The 19,609-nt window shown below is 62.3% G+C and carries 14 protein-coding genes and 2 riboswitches; of the genes, 8 read left to right on the plus strand and 6 right to left on the minus strand.

Annotated elements, in window-relative coordinates; genetic code table 11:
- Window positions 1–354 precede the first annotated feature (354 nt).
- On the plus strand, window positions 355–1,422 hold the full coding sequence (locus B348_RS0124055) for an ABC transporter substrate-binding protein (RefSeq protein WP_017738586.1): 1,068 nt from the start codon (window positions 355–357) through the stop codon (window positions 1,420–1,422).
- On the opposite strand, the gene B348_RS0124060 is transcribed toward B348_RS0124055, so the two are convergent.
- Together B348_RS0124060 and metH are read right to left on the minus strand one after the other, a co-directional pair.
- Window positions 1,419–1,637 (minus strand): DUF2970 domain-containing protein, encoded by a 219-nt coding sequence (locus B348_RS0124060; RefSeq protein ID WP_017738587.1) that lies wholly within the window; start codon window positions 1,635–1,637, stop codon window positions 1,419–1,421. The genes B348_RS0124055 and B348_RS0124060 overlap by 4 nt on opposite strands.
- A 52-nt stretch (window positions 1,638–1,689) precedes the next feature.
- Window positions 1,690–5,400, minus strand: a complete 3,711-nt coding sequence (gene metH, locus B348_RS0124065; protein ID WP_017738588.1) for a methionine synthase — start codon at window positions 5,398–5,400, stop codon at window positions 1,690–1,692.
- A 167-nt stretch (window positions 5,401–5,567) separates the two neighbouring features.
- Between metH and B348_RS0124070 the strand changes: the two genes are divergently transcribed.
- From B348_RS0124070 to nfuA, 3 genes are all read left to right on the plus strand, one after another.
- Window positions 5,568–7,859 carry a fatty acid cis/trans isomerase gene (locus B348_RS0124070; protein ID WP_017738589.1) on the plus strand — a complete coding sequence of 764 codons (2,292 nt, stop codon included), beginning with the start codon at window positions 5,568–5,570 and terminating at the stop codon, window positions 7,857–7,859.
- Between the two features lie 87 nt (window positions 7,860–7,946).
- Window positions 7,947–8,972, plus strand: a complete 1,026-nt coding sequence (locus B348_RS0124075; protein ID WP_026137024.1) for an acyltransferase — start codon at window positions 7,947–7,949, stop codon at window positions 8,970–8,972.
- Window positions 8,973–9,031: 59 nt separating this feature from the next.
- Window positions 9,032–9,616: a Fe-S biogenesis protein NfuA gene (gene nfuA / locus B348_RS0124080; protein WP_003190728.1), complete on the plus strand. Its 585-nt coding sequence runs from the start codon at window positions 9,032–9,034 to the stop codon at window positions 9,614–9,616.
- A 220-nt stretch (window positions 9,617–9,836) separates the two neighbouring features.
- On the opposite strand, the gene cobM is transcribed toward nfuA, so the two are convergent.
- The 4 genes from cobM to B348_RS0124100 all read right to left on the minus strand — a co-directional run bounded on the left by cobM (window position 9,837) and on the right by B348_RS0124100 (window position 11,947).
- A complete protein-coding gene (gene cobM / locus B348_RS0124085; protein ID WP_017738591.1) occupies window positions 9,837–10,583 on the minus strand; it encodes a precorrin-4 C(11)-methyltransferase in 747 nt (248 codons plus the stop codon).
- A 70-nt stretch (window positions 10,584–10,653) separates the two neighbouring features.
- Entirely contained in the window at window positions 10,654–11,046 is a 393-nt protein-coding gene (locus B348_RS0124090) for a cobalamin biosynthesis protein (RefSeq protein WP_017738592.1), read from the minus strand.
- Entirely contained in the window at window positions 11,043–11,747 is a 705-nt protein-coding gene (locus B348_RS0124095) for a CbtA family protein (RefSeq protein ID WP_017738593.1), read from the minus strand. Before B348_RS0124095 ends, B348_RS0124090 begins: the two co-directional genes overlap by 4 nt.
- Window positions 11,748–11,758: 11 nt before the next feature.
- A complete protein-coding gene (locus B348_RS0124100; protein ID WP_017738594.1) occupies window positions 11,759–11,947 on the minus strand; it encodes a CbtB-domain containing protein in 189 nt (62 codons plus the stop codon).
- Window positions 11,948–12,042: 95 nt separating this feature from the next.
- A riboswitch (cobalamin riboswitch) is annotated at window positions 12,043–12,246 on the minus strand.
- A gap of 526 nt (window positions 12,247–12,772) precedes the next feature.
- Window positions 12,773–12,973: riboswitch (cobalamin riboswitch) on the plus strand.
- Window positions 12,974–13,065: 92 nt separating this feature from the next.
- Here B348_RS0124100 and cobW point away from each other — a divergent pair.
- From cobW to B348_RS0124120, 4 genes are read left to right on the plus strand one after another with little or no spacing between them, the layout of a single operon-like run.
- Entirely contained in the window at window positions 13,066–14,127 is a 1,062-nt protein-coding gene (gene cobW, locus B348_RS0124105) for a cobalamin biosynthesis protein CobW (RefSeq protein ID WP_017738595.1), read from the plus strand.
- Window positions 14,128–14,130: 3 nt separating this feature from the next.
- Window positions 14,131–17,892, plus strand: a complete 3,762-nt coding sequence (gene cobN / locus B348_RS0124110; protein WP_017738596.1) for a cobaltochelatase subunit CobN — start codon at window positions 14,131–14,133, stop codon at window positions 17,890–17,892.
- A complete protein-coding gene (locus B348_RS0124115; RefSeq protein ID WP_017738597.1) occupies window positions 17,892–18,890 on the plus strand; it encodes an ATP-binding protein in 999 nt (332 codons plus the stop codon). Before cobN ends, B348_RS0124115 begins: the two co-directional genes overlap by 1 nt.
- Window positions 18,815–19,546 (plus strand): VWA domain-containing protein, encoded by a 732-nt coding sequence (locus tag B348_RS0124120; RefSeq protein ID WP_081609282.1) that lies wholly within the window; start codon window positions 18,815–18,817, stop codon window positions 19,544–19,546. The genes B348_RS0124115 and B348_RS0124120 overlap by 76 nt, the downstream gene beginning before the upstream one ends.
- Window positions 19,547–19,609: the final 63 nt, after the last annotated feature.

The raw sequence follows: 19,609 nt of genomic DNA on the forward strand, positions 1-19,609 counted from the left end.
GTTTGCGTTTATGCGCAAAAGTGATGTTTGAGTATATGCAAATAACCAAATCGACTAATGAGAACGGTTATCGCAATATCCACATTTGTCATGCGGGCAATCTTGAACTTTACTGTGGTCGAGTCTTCGTGCAGTCACCTAATAAAACCGATAAGAGGCGATGCGATGAGCAATTCAACCAAAGCCCGTAAACCCGACAGTACCGTTGATGCCTGGGCCATTCTGTTTCTGATCATCCTCGTGGTGGGCACCGCCGTGTTCTGGGTGAGTCACCAATAAACGACGTTGATTGAGCCTCGATTGAGCCGCTAATTGCCACTATCATGGCGGGCATTGCTCAAGGCTTGAATGACGATGTTGAAGGTTCTGATTACGTGTGTGTGGTTGTTGGGGGCGGCGTACGGGGCTGTGGCTCACGCGACGTCCGTGGTGTTTCTCAACCCGGGCCTGTCAACGGAAACCTTCTGGGTCAGCTATACGCAATTCATGCAGGCCGCGGCCAAGGACCTCGGCCTGGATTTGCGTGTGCGCTATTCCGAACGTGATCCCCAGAACTACCTGGTCCAGGCCAGGGACGTGCTGCAAGGCACTGCGCGGCCCGAGTACCTGGTGCTGGTGAACGAGCAATACGTGGCGCCGCAGATTCTGCGCATGGCCCAGGGCAGCGGGGTCAAGCTGTTGATTGTGAACAGCCTGCCAACCCCCGATCAGGTGCAGATGCTCAACGGGCGCAACGCCGCGCAATGGATCGGCAGCCTGGTGCCCAACGACGAAGAGGCGGGCTACCTGATGCTCACCGACCTGCTGCGCCAGCACGGTCCGGTTGCCCCTGGCCAATTCCTCGACCTGCTGGCGTTTTCCGGGGTCAAGAACACCCCATCTGCGCAATTGCGCGAACAGGGCTTGCACCGTGCGTTGGCGCAGCACCCGCACGTGCGCCTGCGCCAGCTGGTCTACGGTGAGTGGACGCGAGCACGGGCCTTCGAGCAAGCGACGCAATTGTTCAAGCGCTATCCACAGACGGCGCTGGTGTGGTCAGCCAACGATCAAATGGCCCTGGGCGCCATGCAGGCCCTGCAAGACAGCGGGCGAACACCGGGCAAGGACGTGCTGTTCAGCGCGGTCAACAGTTCGCCGCAAATATTGCAGGCACGCCTCGACGGGCGGCTGAGCACGTTGGTGGCCGGGCATTTCACCTTGGGTGGCTGGGCGATGGTGTTGATCAGCGATGATGCCGCAGGTGTGGATTTAGCCGCACACGGCGGGCGCGACCGTCATGCGGCGTTATTCCAGCTGATCGATGGCGCCCAGGCGCAACGGTTGCTGGGGCCGCTGCCGGTGGTGAACTTCCGCGCACTGTCCGCGAAGGGCAAGCCGGCGTCCTACCGCTACCCATTCAACCTGCAACTGCTGCTGCGTTAAATCCCGGCGAGGTGCAGCACCAGCTTGACGATCCCGAACAGCGTCAAGGCAAATACCGCCGTGAACAGAATGCCCAGGATCACAAAGTGGCTGGGCTTGCCGTGGGTAAAGTCGCGGGCGCGGTTCTTGCCGCTCTGCACGCCGAACGCGGCGGCCATGACGCTGTGGAGCATCTGCCAGAAGGTAGGGGGCTTGTTGTTGACTGGATCGTCCATACATCCCTCGACACAAGGTGTGTGAGGGACAGCATAGACAATCCACCAGGGCTTAGTTGTCGTAACCCAGGTTCGGCGCCAACCAACGTTCGGTCACGGCCAGGTCCTGGCCTTTACGCGCGGTGTAGCTCGCCACCTGGTCCTTGTCGATCTTGCCCACGGCAAAGTACTGCGCCTGCGGGTGCGCGAAGTACCAGCCGCTGACCGCCGCTGCCGGGAACATCGCGTAGTGCTCGGTAAGGAACACGCCGCTGCGGCCGGCTTCCATTTCCCGCGCTTCGGGATCGAGCAGTTGGAACAAGGTGCCTTTCTCGGTGTGATCCGGGCACGCCGGGTAGCCCGGGGCAGGGCGGATGCCGCTGTACTGCTCCTTGATCAGCGCCTCGTTGTCCAGTTGCTCGTCCTTGGCGTAGCCCCAATAGTCTTTACGCACCTGCTGGTGCAGCCACTCGGCGCAGGCTTCGGCCAGGCGATCGGCCAGGGCCTTGACCATGATCGAGTTGTAATCGTCGCCCGCGTCCTGATACGCCTTGGCCACTTCCTCGGCGCCGATGCCGGCGGTGGTGATGAAGCCGCCCACGTAGTCGGTCACGCCGCTGTCTTTTGGCGCAACGAAGTCGGCCAGGGAGAAGTTCGGCTTGCCGTCGGTCTTGATGATCTGCTGGCGCAGGTGATGCAAGGTCGCCAGTGGCTGGCCATCATCGCCATAGACTTCCAGGTCATCGTCCTTGACCTGGTTGGCCGGCCAGAAGCCAAACACCGCGCGGGCGCTGATGAGCTTTTCGTCGATCAGCTTGGCGAGCATTTCCTGGGCATCGGCGTACAGCGCGGTCGCCGCTTCGCCTACAACCTCGTCGGTGAGGATGCGTGGGAACTTGCCCGCCAGGTCCCAGGAAATAAAGAACGGAGTCCAGTCGATGTATTCGGCCAGCACCTTGAGGTCGATGTTGTCCAACACCTTGGCGCCGGTAAAGGTCGGCGTCACCGGGGTGTAGCTGCTCCAGTCGAACTGCGGCTTCTTGGCGATGGCTGCCGGGTAGCTCAGGCGCTCGGTGCGGGCGCTGCGGTTCGAAGTGCGCTCACGCACGTCGATATACTCCAGGCGGGTTTTCTCGACGAAACCGGCCTTCAATTCCTTGGACAGCAACTGCGTGGCCACGCCCACCGCACGGGAGGCGTCGGTCACGTAGATCACGGCATCGTTGCTGTACTTGGGCTCGATCTTCACCGCCGTGTGCGCCTTGGACGTGGTGGCGCCACCAATCATCAAGGGCAGATGGAAGTCCTGGCGCTGCATCTCGCGGGCCACATGCACCATCTCGTCCAACGACGGCGTGATCAGGCCGGACAGCCCGATGATGTCGCACTTCTGCTCCTTGGCCACTTGCAGGATCTTCTCGGCGGGCACCATCACACCCAGGTCGACGATGTCATAGCCGTTGCAACCCAACACCACGCCGACGATGTTCTTGCCGATGTCATGCACATCGCCTTTGACCGTGGCCATCAGGATCTTGCCCTTGGCCTCCGGCTTGTCGCCTTTTTCCAGCTCGATGAACGGGATCAAGTGGGCCACGGCCTGCTTCATCACGCGGGCGGATTTCACCACCTGCGGCAGGAACATTTTGCCCGCGCCAAACAGGTCGCCAACGATGTTCATGCCGGACATCAGCGGGCCTTCGATCACTTCGATCGGGCGTGCGAACGACTGCCGCGATTCTTCGGTGTCTTCAACGATATGGGTGGTGATGCCCTTGACCAGTGCGTGTTCCAGGCGCTTGTTGACTTCCCAGCCGCGCCATTCCTCGGTTTCGGCTTCTTTTACGCTGCCGTCGCCCTTGTACTTGTCGGCGATGGCGAGGAGGGCGTCGGTGCCGTCCGGCGTGCGGTTGAGCACCACGTCTTCCACGGCGTCACGCAGCTCGGCCGGGATCTGGTCGTAGATCTCCAGTTGGCCAGCGTTGACGATACCCATGGTCAGGCCATTGCGGATCGCATACAGCAGGAACACCGAGTGGATCGCTTCACGCACCGGGTTGTTGCCGCGGAACGAGAACGACACGTTGGACACGCCACCGGAGGTCAGCGCGTACGGCAGTTCGTCGCGGATATAGGCACAGGCGTTGATGAAATCGACGGCGTAGTTGTTGTGCTCTTCGATACCGGTGGCGACCGCGAAGATGTTCGGGTCGAAAATGATGTCTTCCGGCGGGAAGCCGACTTCATTGACCAGGATGTCGTAGGAGCGTTTGCAGATCTCTTTCTTGCGCGCTTCGGTGTCGGCCTGGCCGGCTTCGTCGAAGGCCATCACCACCACTGCCGCGCCGTAGCGCTTGCACAGCTTGGCGTGGTGGATGAACTGCTCGACGCCTTCCTTCATGCTGATGGAGTTGACGATGCCCTTGCCCTGGATGCACTTCAGGCCGGCTTCGATCACTTCCCACTTGGAGGAGTCGATCATGATCGGCACGCGGGAGATATCCGGCTCGCCGGCGATCAGATTGAGGAAGGTCACCATGGCCTTCTTCGAATCGAGCATGCCCTCGTCCATGTTGATGTCGATGATCTGGGCGCCGGCTTCCACCTGCTGCAGGGCTACTTCGAGGGCTTCGGTGTAGTTGTCTTCGCGGATCAGCCGGGCGAAACGCGCGGAACCGGTAATGTTGGTGCGTTCGCCGACGTTGACGAACAGCGAGCTGCGATCAATGGTGAACGGCTCCAGGCCCGACAGGCGGCAAGCCTTGGGAATGTCCGGGATCGGGCGCGGCGCATAACCGGCCACGGCCTTGGCGATGGCCTCGATGTGCCCCGGCGTGGTGCCGCAGCAGCCGCCGACGATATTGAGGAAGCCGCTCTGGGCGAATTCTTCGATGACCTTGGCGGTTTCCGACGGCAGTTCGTCGTACTCGCCGAATTCGTTGGGCAGGCCGGCATTGGGGTGCGCGGATACGTGGGTGTTCGCCTTGTTCGACAACTCTTCCAGGTAGGGACGCAGTTCGCTGGCGCCCAGGGCGCAGTTCAGGCCCACGGAAATCGGCTTGGCGTGGGCGACGGAGTTCCAGAACGCTTCGGTGGTCTGGCCCGACAGGGTACGGCCGGAGGCGTCGGTGATGGTGCCGGAGATCATGATCGGCAGTTCGATGTTCAGCGCTTCGAACACGCCCTGCACGGCGAAGATCGCCGCCTTGGCGTTGAGGGTGTCGAAGATGGTTTCGATCAGGATCAGGTCGGCGCCGCCTTCGATCAGGCCTCGGGTGGCCTCGGTGTAGTTTTCCACCAGTTCATCGAAAGTCACGTTGCGGTAGCCGGGGTTGTTCACGTCTGGCGACAGCGAGCAGGTGCGGCTGGTCGGGCCGAGTACGCCGGCGACGAAGCGCGGCTTGTCGGGGTTTTCGGCGGTCTTGGCGTCGGCGATCTTGCGTGCCAGGCGTGCGCCTTCGACGTTCAGCTCATAGGCCAGTTCTTCCATGCCGTAGTCGGCCATGGAGATGCGCGTGGCGTTGAAGGTGTTGGTTTCAAGAATGTCGGCACCGGCATCCAGGTAGGCCTTTTCGATGCCGCCGATCACGTCGGGACGGGTGAGCACCAACAGGTCGTTGTTACCCTTGACGTCGCTGGGCCAGTCGGCGAAGCGTTTGCCACGGTAGTCTTCTTCTTCCAGTTTGTAGCTCTGGATCATCGTGCCCATACCACCGTCGAGGATCAGGATACGTTCCTTGAGGGCTTGATGAAGGGCTTGCAGACGAACGCTACGATCGGACATGGGACTACTCTAGGTCAGGCATTACGGAGGGCGTGAATCATAGCAAACCTGTGCCGATTTGGAGCACGTGCAGGTTTTGCATGAATATCGTTCATGTTGCTTGGGGGTGTGGCCCGGTAGAATCACCGGCAAATTTTCAGCGCACGCATTGAATCGGGACCGGGTACATGTCATTTCGTCTTATCGTCAGCGCCGTCCTGGCCTTGATCGCCAGCACCGCCCAGGCAGCAGCTCCCGCCCCGGCGATTTCCTACACCCGCGATGTGCAGCCGATCTTCACCGAGAAGTGCGTGGCGTGCCACGCCTGCTACGACTCCGCCTGCCAACTCAACCTGGGCAGTGCCGAGGGCGCGGCCCGTGGCGCGAGCAAGATGCCGGTGTACGACGGCGAGCGCAGCCAGGCCACGCCGACGACGCGCCTGTTCTACGACGCCTTTGGCAAACAAGCCTGGCAGCAAAAGGGTTTCTACTCAGTGCTGGACGCCCAGGGCAGCCAGGCGGCGCTGATGGCGCGCATGCTGGAGCTGGGCCACAACGCGCCGCTGCAACCCAATGCCAAGTTGCCCGAAGAGATCGTGCTGGGGCTCAACCGCGAAAACATGTGCGCCACGCCCGGCGAGTTCAACGCCTACGCCGGTGCCCATCCCAAGGAAGGCATGCCGTTGGCTGTCACCGGCCTGACCGACCAGCAGTACCAGACCCTGCAACGCTGGCTTGCGTCCGACGCGCCGATTGACGAACAAGGCCTGGCGCCCAGCGCCAAGGAAGCCCTGCAAGTGCAGCAGTGGGAAAACCTGCTCAACCAGCCCGGCGCCCGGGAAAGCCTGGTGGCGCGTTGGTTGTTCGAGCATCTGTTCCTTGCGCACATCTATTTTGAAAACGGCGAGCCGGGGCATTTCTTCCAATGGGTGCGTTCGCGCACGCCCAGTGGCCAGCCGATCGACCTGATCGCCACCCGTCGCCCGAACGATGACCCGGGCACCCGCGTGTACTACCGCCTGTGGCCAGTGCAGGGCGTGATCGTGCATAAAACCCACATCACGTACCCCTTCAGTGCCGAGAAGATGGCGCGTATCAAGGAGCTGTTCTACGCCGGCGACTGGCAGGTCAACGCGTTGCCGGGTTACGGGCCGGGCCGTCGCGCCAACCCGTTCGAAACCTTTGAAGCGATCCCGGCCAAGGCGCGTTACCAGTTCATGCTGGATAACGCCGAATACTTCGTGCGCACGTTCATTCGCGGGCCGGTGTGCCGTGGGCAGATCGCCACGGATGTGATCCGCGACAACTTCTGGACCCTGTTCCAGGACCCCGACCACGACCTGTACATCACCGATGCGCGCTATCGCGGCCAGGCCACGCCCTTGCTGGCCATGCCGGGGCAGAACGACGATGTGGGCAGTGTGCTGAGCCTGTGGCTGGCCTACCGTGACAAGCGCAACGAATACGAGGCCCTGCGCCGCGACAGCTATGCCGATGTGCCGCCGCCCAGCTGGTCAAGCCTGTGGGCCGGTAACGACAACGCGTTGCTGAGCATCTTCCGCCACTTCGACAGCGCCTCGGTGAACAAGGGCTTGATCGGCGAAGTCCCGCAAACGATGTGGCTGTTCGACTACCCGCTGCTGGAGCGCACCTATTATCAGTTGGCGGTGAATTTCGACGTGTTCGGCAACGTTTCGCACCAGGCCCAGACGCGGCTGTATTTCGACCTGATCCGCAACGGCGCCGAGCAGAACTTCCTGCGGCTGATGCCGGCGAATTCCCGCGATGACTTCCTCGATGACTGGTACCAGAACAGCGGCAAGCTCAAGCTATGGCTGGACTACGAAGCCATTGACGACGACAAGCCCACTGGCCTGCACCTGGACGCCAAGGACCCGAAGCGCGACTTTGCCAACCAGTTGCTGGCCCGTTACGGCGACCTCGACGCCAGCCCGGACCCGATCAACCGTTGCGCGGGCGCCTTTTGTTCGCGTGACGGCATCGACCCGGCCTTGCAAGACGCCGAACAAGCGCTGAGCCGCCTGACGTCGCGTCCGGCAGCGGGCCTCAAGGTCATCGACCAACTGCCCGAAGCGACCATGCTGCGGGTCGAAACCGCCAGCGGCAAGCGTGTGGTCTACAGCATGCTGCGCAACCGCGCCCACAGTAACGTCGCCTTCCTGCTGGGTGAGGCCTATCGCTATCAGCCGGGCCTGGACACGGTGACCATCTATCCTGGGGTGCTGAGCAGCTACCCGAACTTCATGTTCAACATCCCGGCGCAGGATGTGCCCGAGTTTGTCGCTGAAATGGAACGGGCCAAGGATGCCAAGCGCTTTGAGAAAATTGTCGATCGCTGGGGCGTACGCCGCAGTCATCCGTTGTTCTGGCAGTACTTCCACGATTTATCGCAGTACATTCGCGAAACCACGCCGGTGGAAGAGGGTGTGTTGGACATGAACCGCTACGAGAACCTATAACGGTGCACGTGATCCGGTCATCTCTCTAAACGGGCGCTGAAGCAGTCGGATATCTACCTCGCGGGACTTGGAAAAGGTAAGCCGATGATGTTGATTTCAGTGCAGGCGCTTCGGGCCTTGGCGGCGTGGGTGGTGGTGGGGCATCACTTTACCCAGGTGTTCTTCAATTTTGAGGTCGATAACCCGCTGGCCTACCTGTTCGCCGACAAAGGCGGCATCGGGGTGGATGTATTCTTTGTCATCAGCGGCCTGGTGATTTTTCTCGCCACCGCCGACAAGGCGCTGACACCTTGGCGTTTCATGCTCATGCGCGTGGCACGGATCGCCCCGGCGTATTGGTTCTATACCCTGCTCATGGCCTTTCTGGCGGTGGCGGTGCCTTCGCTGATTCCAGAGGTTCGATTCGAACCGGGTCACATGCTCTTGTCGATGCTGTTTATCCCGGCCGAAAATCCCGCGGGTTTTGGCGTCTATCCGCTGCTGGATGTGGGCTGGACCCTGAACTTCGAGATGTTGTTCTATCTGCTGTTCGCCTGTGCCTTGCTGGTGCGTGGGGCCTATCGATTGGGGGTGGTGGCAGCGCTGCTGTATCTCGTGTGTTACATCGTTGCCCCCGCCCTGGACTTTGCTGACGGGTTCTACAGCAATGACATGGTCTTTGAGTTTCTGATGGGCATTGGGATTGGCATGCTGTATCGGCGCGGCCTGTGTCGGGCCAAGGCATGGTTGCCTTTGTTGGGCATCGTCGTTGCACTGGTGGCGATTTGGCATGGAGCGAATGTGCCGCGTGCGTTGGAGTGGGGAGTGCCAAGCGCGTTATTGGTCATCAGTTGCGTGACGCTGGAGCCTTACTTCAAGGATTTGCGCTTTTTGAAGCGGCTCGGGGACTGCTCCTATTCAGTGTATTTGATCCACGTGCTGGTGTTGTGCGCTGGTCGGTGGGTCGTTGAGCGCACGGGCATAGATCCCTATGCGGTCCTGCCGTTTTGCCTCCTGGTGACGGCGTTTGGCGCATTTTTGAGCTACGAGTGGTTGGAGAAACGCACGTATCGCGGGTTCCAACGCTGGCTGGGTGTCGATGAGTCGACTGCCCTTTCCCGACAAAAATACTAGGACTTTGTACCTGCGTAATATTTTGGCGTAAACTGCCGGCAAGCCTGTGAGGAGTTTCCATGACTGCCATAACCATTACCGACGCCGCCCACGATTACCTGGCTGACCTGCTGTCCAAGCAGAACACCCCGGGTATCGGCATCCGCGTCTTTATCACCCAGCCTGGCACCCAGTACGCCGAGACGTGCATTGCCTACTGCAAGCCGGGGGAAGAGAAACCTGAAGACACCGCGCTGGGGCTGAAAAGCTTCACCGCCTACATCGACGCCTTCAGCGAAGCCTTCCTTGACGACGCCGTGGTTGACTACGCCACCGATCGCATGGGCGGCCAGTTGACCATCAAGGCGCCCAACGCCAAGGTGCCAAACGTCAACGCCGACAGCCCGGTGAACGAGCGCATCAACTACTACCTGCAAACCGAGATCAACCCGGGCTTGGCCAGCCACGGCGGCCAGGTCAGCCTGATCGACGTCGTGGACGACGGCATTGCCGTGCTCAAGTTCGGCGGCGGCTGCCAGGGCTGCGGCCAGGCGGACGTGACCCTGCGCGAAGGCATCGAGCGCACGCTGCTGGAACGTATTCCAGAGCTCAAGGGTGTACGTGACGTGACCGACCACACGCAGAAAGAAAACGCCTACTACTGAGTAAGGCGTTCACTGCGAAGAAAAAACGGCGCCCCGTGAGCGCCGTTTTTTTATGTTTATTTTTCAATGTCTTGCGCTATCTACCTAACGAAGAAGATCAACTGTGGGAGCTGGCTTGCCTGCGATAGCGGTGCATCAGCAGACACATGTACTGCCTGGCACACCGCCATCGCGGGCAAGCCCGGCTCCCACAGGGTTTTGCATTGATCTCTGGATAGGCTCAGGGGCGGTAAAGGTGCGCGTGGCCTGCCCGGTACAGCGACGATTCACTGAAGCTGTCACTGGCCAACACCCGGCCCACCACGATCAACGCCGTGCGCCGAAACCCCTTGGCCGCTACCTTCTCGGCAATATCGCTCAATGTGCCAACCGCCCAATCCTGATCCGGCCACGTCGCCCGATGCACCACGGCAATCGGGCAATCGGCGCCATAGTGCGGCAGCAGTTCGGCAACGATTTTTTCCAGATGGTTGACCCCGAGGTGAATCGCCATGGTCGTGCCGTGGCGGGCCAGGCTGGCAAAATCCTCACCGGCCGGCATGCTGGTTTTGTCGGGATAGCGGGTCAGAATCACGCTCTGGGCGATATCCGGCAGGGTCAGTTCTGCCTCCAGCAGCGCCGCGCAGGCGGCAATGGCCGTTACGCCGGGGATGATCTGAAAGGGGATGCCCAACTCGCGCAAATGACGGATCTGCTCGCCAATCGCCCCGTACAGGCTCGGATCGCCGGAGTGCACGCGTGCCACATCCTGGCCGTTTGCATGGGCCGCCTTGATCAAATCGATGATCTGTTCCAGGTGCAGTTCGGCGCTGTTGACCAGGGTTTCTGCCTGATGGCCTTCCAGTACCGCCGCTGGCACCAGTGAGCCGGCATAGATGATCACCGGGCATCTGCGGATCAGCCGCTGGCCTTTGACGGTGATCAATTCCGGGTCGCCGGGGCCTGCGCCGATGAAGTAGACGGTCATGGGAGATTCCTGTTGAAAAGCGGGCGAGCATGAAGATTGCTCATGATCGAGAAGGGCAATTATCGGGTTTTTAGTCAGCGCACGCCAAGGCAAAGGTCGCCTGGGTGGTTTTTTGGCGGGTGATCAGCAGGCGGGCAGGGCTGCCGGCGAGGTGTTCTGCCACGGCCAGCGCGGCGCTTTCGGCAATGCCGTAACAACCGGTATGGGTGAAGGCGACGACGGATTTGTGGCTCAAGCGGTCGGCATATATTGCCAACTGCGGCGCGGTGAAACAGTGCAGGGGTAGCTTCAACGCTGCGGCCAGGGCCAGCAATCCGGGCTCATCGCTTTTGCGGTCGATACTCGCCAACGCGGTGATGCGGTGACGCTCGATACCGCCCTCGGCGAGGGCGGAGTCAAGCAGGCCCAGCAGGGTCTGAACCTCACAACCCCGCTGGCAACCCAGGCCGACTACCAGGGTCATGCCGAGTATTGATCGCTGCGGTTGCGGCGGAACAGCCAGGCGCTGATCAGGCCCAAAGCCAGCCAGAAGGCGACGTTGGTCAGCTGCGAAGCGATCTTGAACTGCGCTTCCAGGGCTTCCGGTGCGAGCATCGAATGCACTTCCGGTTGTGGTGCGCCAATCACATGGGGCACTGCCAGGATCGCTGCGCCTAGTGCCTTGAGCAGCCAGTTGCGCCCGAATACGATCAGCGCGATACCGGCTGCGGTGGACGCGGCGGTACCGATCCACCAGGTCTGGCGCAGCGCGAGATCAGCGGCCGCCGTGCCTGGCAACTCAGGTGGCAGGCCCAGGGTCGGCGCCAGCACGAAGGTTGCATAACCGGCCAGCCCCCACAGCAGCCCCTGGGCCGTGCGGGTCGGTGCACGCAGGGTGTACAGGCCGGCCAGCATCAGCGCAAAGCCGACGGCGACCACCAGGTTGCCACCCGTGGTGGACAGCACGCGCTGCCAGCCGTCTTCCGGCTCCCAGGCTTCGGCGTCATGGGTATGGGCGGCAGCCCCCGCGGCGTGTTCATGCGCCACTTCGGTGGCGGCCGGGGCTTTTTCAAAGGTTTCCGCCTGCAAAATCAGCGGGGCGACCCAGAAGCTTTGCAGCAGGGTCAGCAGCAGGGCGGCCGCAAGGCCGGTGAAACCTGCGGTTTGCGCAATACGCTTGATCATGTCGGCAGGTCTCAGTGGCACGGGAACGCGGCGCTGTGGCGGGTATCGTGGGCGGCGTTATGCACGGCCTCGATATGGGAGAAACCGGCGAAATACACCAGGCACGCGCCGAGGATCGACGCACCGATGGCGGCGGTCAGGCGTTGGCTCAGGGTAGAGGTGCTGCTGGTGGAGTGCGAGGTGCTGCTGATGATCGACATGGCGCGTCCCTTTCAGGTGTCAGGGTGAAGCGAGCGCATGAAAACCCCGCGAGCCAGGCACGCGGGTTCTGAACAGCGCCCGCCCACCGCGGGTTTGTTATCTGATTTTTTCGGGCCGGTCTCCGGGCTTGCGAGGGGCTCAATGCCTGAAAACGTCGCCTTCCCATGCTGTCTGGCACAGTGGATATGACGTTTCGCTCGCTTACCGTTGCGGGGGCAGCACCGGACTGGTCATATCGCTATGACGCACCGGTTTCCCGTTTCACCCTTTGCAGGGCACCCGAAACAAGATGTGTAGGAGAGCATGGGGGTGGGAGGGGAGTCAATTGGGATGTGGGTTTTGGCTTTGGTGGTGTACATATCCGTTTTTTAGGTAACGGCCACTTGGGGTCCGCCCTTACGGCGGGTCACTTTGGAAAAGCCCCAAAGTAACAACTGTGGGAACCGGCAACTGTGGGAGCTGGCTTGCCTGCGATGCAGACAACTCGGTACATCAGGCACACCCAGTTGATGCCATCGCAGGCAAGCCAGCTCCCACAGGGGAACGCGTACGCTTCATCGATCAGGTCGGCTACTAGGCCGCCTCGCTTTTGCTTTTGATTTTGATCTTAGGCGCCCCCCCAAATCCATGTCGGATTACGGGCACACCGAGCCTAGGCGAGGTGCCGAGTGTTGGGGCAAGAGCCCTTTTGGTTACTATTGGGGCTCTTTTCCAAAAGTGACCCGCCGTAAGGGCGGAACCCTGAGCCGCCGTTACCGCAGCAACGGATATGTACACAAGCCAAACCAACCCAACCCCATCATTGACCATCCCCCAAGCACTGCGTAGCCTTGCACCCTCGAGGTTCTTCAGCCCAGGCCGAAGCTAAGAAGGGAACGCGGTCCAAGCCGCGGCTGCCCCCGCAACTGTAAAGGGTTCATCTGACTGCCACGCCACTGCCAAACCGGCGGGAAGGCGCAATCAGCGCCGGTCGCAAGACCGGCAAGCCCCAAGCCAGGAGACCTGCCTCGCAACCGATTTTTCAATTCAACCGGGCGGGGTGATCCGGTGACGAAATCCGCTGCTGCGCGCCGTCGCAGGGCCTATCGTCCCGTATGCCCGCCCCCAAGGGCATCCGATGAAAACACTGGCCAAACTCCCCGTCACCATCGTTACCGGCTTCCTCGGCTCGGGCAAAACCACCTTGCTGCGCCATATGCTCGACAACGCCCAGGGCCGTCGCATCGCCGTGATCGTCAACGAGTTCGGCGAGCTGGGCATTGACGGTGAAATCCTCAAGCAGTGCTCCATCGGTTGCACCGAGGAAGAAGCCAACGGCCGCGTGTATGAACTGGCCAACGGCTGCCTGTGCTGCACCGTGCAGGAAGAGTTCTTCCCGGTGATGCGCGAATTGGTCGCCCGTCGCGGCGACCTCGATCATATCCTCATCGAAACCTCCGGCCTGGCCCTGCCAAAGCCGCTGGTGCAAGCCTTCCAGTGGCCGGAAATCCGCAGCGCCTGCACGGTTGACGCGGTGATCACCGTGGTCGACAGCCCGGCCGTGGCCGCCGGCACCTTCGCCGCATTCCCGGACCAAGTCGACGCCCAGCGCAAACTCGACCCGAACCTGGACCACGAATCGCCACTGCACGAGCTGTTCGCCGACCAACTGGCCAGCGCCGACCTGGTGATCCTCAACAAATCCGACCTGATCAGCGCCGAAGACCTGGCCCGCGTACGCCTGGAAGTCGCCGAAGAGCTGCCGCCTGCGGTCAAGATCATCGAAGCCAGCAGCGGTCGCCTGCCGCTGGACGTGCTGATCGGCCTGGGTGCCGGCTCCGAAGAACACATCGACGGCCGTCACAGCCATCACGATCATCACCACGAAGGTGAAGACGATCACGATCACGATGCCTTCGATTCGATCTCCATCGACCTGCCACAAGCCGACGAAGCGCTGCTGCTCGACGCCTTGACCCAACTGGTGGTGCAACACGGCATCCTGCGTGTCAAAGGTTTCGCCGCGATCCCGAACAAACCTATGCGCCTGCTGATCCAGGGCGTGGGCACGCGTTTCGACAAACATTTCGACCGCGCCTGGGCAGCCGACGAAGCACGCATTACCCGCCTGGTGTTGATCGGCCAAGACCTCGACGCGGCGGGCCTCGAAGCGCAATTGCGCGCTGCCCTCAGCGTTTAACCCATGCACCTGCTCAGGACCCAGCCCGGTGGTTTCGTCTCGGACGACAATATTGCCGACCTTGGCCAAACCCCCGCTGAACTGGTGATCCTGTGCAGCGGTGATTCCAGCCTGGCACTGCTGGCCGAAGCGGCCCAGCAGTTGCCCGACGACTACCCGAGCCTGCGCCTGGCCAACCCGATGCAGGTGCAGAACCACGCGTCGGTCGACCTGTACGTCGATGAAGTGCTGCGCCATGCCAAGGTCATCCTCATCTCGTTGCATGGCGGCATCGGCTATTGGCGTTACGGCATCGAGCGTCTGGTGGAATTGGCCGAGCGCGGCGTGCAACTGATCCTGGTGCCGGGGGATGATCGCCCGGACCCGGAACTCAGCAGCCTGAGCACCGTCGGTGTGCCAGAACGCGACCGCCTGTGGCACTTCCTGCGCCAGGGTGGCTTGGACAATGCGCTGGATTTCTATCGCTGCCTGGCCAGTACCTACCTGGGCCGCGACTACGCCTGGGCCGAGCCGCAAACCTTGCCGCGCACGGCGATTTATCACCCGCACAAAGCCAACGCCCGCCTGAATGACTGGCAGGCGGACTGGCACGCCGAATGGCCAGTGGCGGCGGTGCTGTTCTACCGCTCCCATTTGCAGGCGGCCAATACCGGTTTTATCGATGTGTTCTGCCAGCGCTTGCAGGCGGCGGGCCTAAATCCGCTGCCGATGGCGGTGGCCAGTTTGAAAGAGCCTGGCTGCCTGACGGTGGTCGAGGACCTGCTGGATGAGGTGGGCGCGACGGTGATCCTGAACACCACCGGCTTTGCCCAGTCCAGCCCTGAAGCCCCACACTTGCGGCCGTTTCGCCGCAATATCCCGGTGATCCAGGCGATTTGCGCCCAAGACAACGAACCGGGCTGGCAGGCCAGCGAACAAGGCCTCGGCCCGCGGGATTTGGCGATGCATATTGCCTTGCCGGAGCTGGACGGACGCATCATCAGCCGGCCGATCAGCTTCAAGGACCTGGCCTGGCGCAGCGAGCGCAGCCAGTCGGACGTTGTGTGTTATCGCGCGGCGCCCGAACGCATGGATTTTGTCGCCGAGCTGGCGCGGCGTTGGGTCGAATTGGCGCGGGTGCCCAACAGTGAAAAACGCGTCGCGCTGATCCTCGCCAACTACCCGACCCGCGATGGCCGGATCGGCAACGGCGTGGGCCTGGACACACCGGCAGCGGCGTTGAATATCCTGCGCGCCTTGCAAGCCGAAGGGTATCCGCTGCCTGCCGACTTGCCACCGAGCGGCACGGCACTGGTCCATGACTTGCTCGGCGGCGTGACCAACGACCTCGACAGCCTCGATCTGCGCCCGTGCCACCAAAGCCTGGGGCTTGACGACTATGAGGCGATGTTCAAAAGGTTGCCTGAAGCCAACCAGCAGGCGGTATTGGCGCGCTGGGGCACGCCCCATAACGACCCGATGTGCCGCGACGGCCGCATGATGATCGCCGGCCTGCGCCTGGGCCTGACCTTCGTCGGCATCCAGCCGGCGCGGGGTTACCAGGTGGACGCCAGCGCGGTGTATCACGACCCGGACCTGGTGCCGCCCCACGCCTACCTGGCGTTCTATTTCTGGCTGCGTCACACCTACGGCGCCCACGGCGTGATCCACGTCGGCAAGCACGGCAACCTGGAATGGCTGCCGGGCAAGGGCGTCGGCCTGTCGCAGCACTGCTGGCCCGACGCGCTGCTGGGGCCATTGCCGAATATCTACCCGTTTATCGTCAACGACCCCGGCGAGGGCGCCCAGGCCAAGCGGCGCACCCAGGCGGTGATCATCGACCACCTGATGCCGCCGCTGACCCGTGCCGAAACCTACGGCCCATTGCGCGACCTGGAGTTGTTGGCCGACGAATATTACGAAGCGCAGTTACTGGACCCGCGCCGCGCCCTTGAGCTGCAAAAAGACATTCTCAAGCTGGTGCGCGAAACCCGTATCGACCAGGAGCTTGAGCTGGACAACGATGCCGACGCCGCCATCTGGCTGCCGCGCCTCGACACCTACCTGTGTGACTTGAAGGAGTCGCAGATCCGCGACGGCCTGCATATCTTCGGCGAGTCGCCCGAGGGCCGTTTGCGCATCGACACATTACTGGCGTTGTTGCGCATCCCCCGTGGCGATGGGCGTGGCGCGCAATCGAGTGTGCTGCGGGTATTGGCCAAGGCGTTCGAGCTGGGTTTCGATCCGTTGGATTGTGCCCTCGCCGAACCCTGGACCGGCCGCCGTCCGCAGGTGTTGCAAAACATCGATCCGCAGTTGTGGCGTACAGCCGGGGACACCCGTGAGCGTCTGGAATTGTATGCGGCGCGGTTGATCGAGCAGGCACTGGAAGGCCCGCTTGAACAGCTTGAAGAGCCCGGTTGGGAGGACGTGAAGGCCGTCATTGAGAGCCTGCGCATCGTCGTCGCGCCACGCCTGGATGCCTGCGGCCCCGCAGAAATGCGCGGTTTGCTGGATGCCCTGGGCGGCCGTTTCGTGCCGGCGGGGCCAAGCGGTGCGCCGAGTCGCGGGCGTCTGGATGTGCTGCCCACCGGGCGTAACTTCTTCACCGTGGACGTGCGCAACCTGCCGACCACCACGGCCTGGCGCATCGGTTTTCAATCCGCCAACCTGATTCTTGAGCGGCACTTGCAGGACCACGGCGACCATCTGCGCCAACTCGGCTTGTCGGTATGGGGCACGGCCACCATGCGCACCGGTGGCGACGATATTGCCCAGGCCATGGCGCTGATGGGCGTGCGCCCGGTGTGGGCGACCGGCAGCCAGCGGGTGGATGACTTTGAAATCCTGCCGATCAGCCTGCTGGATCGCCCACGGGTTGACGTGACGCTGCGGGTGTCCGGGTTCTTCCGTGATGCCTTTGCCAACCTGATCCGCCTGTTTGATGCGGCGGTGCAGGCGGTGGCGGCGTTGGATGAGCCGGACGACATGAATCCACTGGCCGCCAAGGTGCGCAGCGAGCGGGCAGCGTTGATCCAGTCCGGCCTGGACGAAGAGGCCGCCGCGAAACAGGCCGGCTGGCGCATCTTTGGTGCCAAGCCCGGTGCCTATGGCGCGGGCGTGCAGGGCGCGGTCGATGGTCGCCTGTGGCAAAGCCGCGAGGACCTGGCCGAGGTGTACCTGAACTGGGGCGGTTATGCCTACGGCGGCACCGACGAAGGCACCGCCGCCCGCGAACAATTCGCCCAGCGCTTGAGCCAGGTGCAGGCCGTATTGCAGAACCAGGACAACCGCGAGCACGACCTGCTCGACTCCAACGACTATTACCAGTTCCAGGGTGGCATGCTCGCCGCCGTGGAAACCCTGAGCGGTGAAAAGGCCGCCAGTTACCATGGCGACCATAGCCAGCCCGACTTGCCGAGAATCCGCACCTTGAAGGAAGAGCTGAACCGGGTGATCCGTTCCCGCGCCGCCAACCCCAAGTGGATCGAAGGCGTGAAGCGCCACGGCTATAAGGGTGCGTTTGAAATGGCCGCGACCGTGGACAACCTGTTCGCCTTCGACGCCACCACCGCGCTGATCGACGATCACCAATACGCCTTGCTCGCCGATGCCTATTTGCTCGACCCCGCCACCCGCGCCTTTGTGCAACAGCACAACCCCGATGCCCTGCGCGACATGACCGAACGCATGCTTGAAGCCCAGCAACGCGGCATGTGGCAAGAGCCTGGGGCCTACCGCGAAGCGTTGGAAAACCTGTTGCTGGATATAGAAGAAGACAGCTGATGACTGAGATCCCCCATTTCCCGCTGTCCGCCGTGGTCGGCGCCGACGAATTGAAACTGGCGCTTTGCCTGACCGCCATCGACCCGAAGATCGGCGGCGTGCTGATCGAAGGCCCGCGCGGCATGGCCAAGTCCACCTTGGCGCGGGGCCTGGCTGACCTGTTGGCCAGCGGCCAGTTTGTCACCTTGCCGCTGGGCGCGACCGAAGAGCGCCTGGTCGGCACCTTGGATCTGGATGCTGCGCTGGGCGAGGGCCGGGCGCAGTTTTCGCCGGGCGTACTGGCCAAGGCCGATGGTGGCGTGCTGTATGTCGATGAAGTCAATCTACTGGCCGACCACTTGGTGGACTTGCTGCTGGACGTGGCCGCCAGCGGCACCAATCTGATTGAGCGTGACGGTATTTCCCATCGCCATTCGGCACGTTTCGTACTGATTGGCACGATGAACCCGGAGGAGGGCGAGTTGCGTCCGCAACTGCTCGACCGCTTCGGATTCAACGTGGCCTTGAGCGGGCAGACCTTGCCAGCGGAGCGGGGGCAGATCATCCGTCGCCGCCTGGACTTCGACAGCGATCCGGTGGCGTTCTGCGCACAGTGGGCCGAGCAGCAAGCCGCTCTACAGGCGCGTTGCACTGAGGCACGGGCGCGGCTCGATGTAATCGAGTTGGATGACCAGGCCTTGGCGCAGATCACCGAGCGCTGTTTTGCCGCCGGTGTCGACGGCTTGCGCGCGGACCTGGTCTGGCTGCGTGGCGCCCGGGCCCACGCGGCTTGGCGCGGTGCTGACGCGATCAGCGAGGAAGATATCGAAGCCGTCGCGGAGTTTGCCTTGCGCCATCGTCGCCAGGAGCACTCTCCACCGGCCAGTCCACCGAACCAGGGGCAATCGCCCAAACCCTCCGATACTTCGCCCGGCCAAGGCCAATGGGGCGACATGCCCGCACCGGCCTTGCCCACGGGCGCACGCCGGGAAGTCCCTGCCTGGCCAAAAAAGCCCTAGGCATTCGCCCTCGACCTGACGCGGGGGCGGATGCCCGACCCAAGGCAGGACGCGTCGAGAAAGGCCGGCACGGCAAGGCTCGCAGCGCGCAACAGGGGTCGATCAATTGGCCGGGCACCTTGCTCGGCGGCCGTCCGCAAACGCGGGACGACTTGCTGTTTCACCTACGCAGCCGCTCGGCCCACGAATTGTGGCTGGTGATCGTCGACGCCTCGGCCTCCACCCGCCGCTATCACGCATTGACCGAGGCGAAGGGCTTGTTGGCCCAATTGTTTGACGACGCCTACCGCCAGCGCGCACGCATGGCGTTGCTGACGGCCAGTGGGCAATCGCCAAAATGGCAGGTGCAAGGCCTCAAGGCGGCCAAAGGCCTGACCGGCTGGCTGGAACAACTGGGGGCAGGCGGCGGCACACCGCTGCTCGCAGCGCTGACCGAAGCCGGGCATTGGCTGGTGGCACGGCGCAAGCGCTATCCGGCGGAGCAGCAGCGGTTGCTGGTGATTACCGATGGGCGACTCAAGGCTATCGACGGATTGCCGCTGTTGGACTGCCCTGGGTTGCTGGTGGATATCGAGCGCGGGCCGGTCAGGTTGGGGCGGGCGCAAGCGCTGGCTGCGGGGTTGAGGATTGATTACCGGCATATCGATGGTTTGTAGGTTTTGAGGGGTGATTGGGAAGGGTCGGTCTTTTAAAGTCGAATCTTCTGACATTCATCGTTG

Origin of the sequence: Pseudomonas sp. CBZ-4 (assembly GCF_000346755.1) — a bacterium.
Classification (GTDB): Bacteria; Pseudomonadota; Gammaproteobacteria; order Pseudomonadales; family Pseudomonadaceae; genus Aquipseudomonas.

Excerpts from the sequence above, each read along its gene's own strand:
- cobN (WP_017738596.1), top strand. The coding sequence starts at position 14,131 with ATGCACCTGCTCAGGACCCAGCCCGGTGGTTTCGTCTCGGACGACAAT.
- B348_RS0124095 (WP_017738593.1), bottom strand. The coding sequence starts at position 11,747 with ATGATCAAGCGTATTGCGCAAACCGCAGGTTTCACCGGCCTTGCGGCC.
- B348_RS0124115 (WP_017738597.1), top strand. The coding sequence starts at position 17,892 with ATGACTGAGATCCCCCATTTCCCGCTGTCCGCCGTGGTCGGCGCCGAC.
- B348_RS0124120 (WP_081609282.1), top strand. The coding sequence starts at position 18,815 with ATGGGGCGACATGCCCGCACCGGCCTTGCCCACGGGCGCACGCCGGGA.
- cobM (WP_017738591.1), bottom strand. The coding sequence starts at position 10,583 with ATGACCGTCTACTTCATCGGCGCAGGCCCCGGCGACCCGGAATTGATC.
- B348_RS0124070 (WP_017738589.1), top strand. The coding sequence starts at position 5,568 with ATGTCATTTCGTCTTATCGTCAGCGCCGTCCTGGCCTTGATCGCCAGC.
- B348_RS0124090 (WP_017738592.1), bottom strand. The coding sequence starts at position 11,046 with ATGACCCTGGTAGTCGGCCTGGGTTGCCAGCGGGGTTGTGAGGTTCAG.
- B348_RS0124100 (WP_017738594.1), bottom strand. The coding sequence starts at position 11,947 with ATGTCGATCATCAGCAGCACCTCGCACTCCACCAGCAGCACCTCTACC.
- cobW (WP_017738595.1), top strand. The coding sequence starts at position 13,066 with ATGAAAACACTGGCCAAACTCCCCGTCACCATCGTTACCGGCTTCCTC.
- nfuA (WP_003190728.1), top strand. The coding sequence starts at position 9,032 with ATGACTGCCATAACCATTACCGACGCCGCCCACGATTACCTGGCTGAC.
- metH (WP_017738588.1), bottom strand. The coding sequence starts at position 5,400 with ATGTCCGATCGTAGCGTTCGTCTGCAAGCCCTTCATCAAGCCCTCAAG.
- B348_RS0124075 (WP_026137024.1), top strand. The coding sequence starts at position 7,947 with ATGTTGATTTCAGTGCAGGCGCTTCGGGCCTTGGCGGCGTGGGTGGTG.
- B348_RS0124055 (WP_017738586.1), top strand. The coding sequence starts at position 355 with ATGTTGAAGGTTCTGATTACGTGTGTGTGGTTGTTGGGGGCGGCGTAC.
- B348_RS0124060 (WP_017738587.1), bottom strand. The coding sequence starts at position 1,637 with ATGGACGATCCAGTCAACAACAAGCCCCCTACCTTCTGGCAGATGCTC.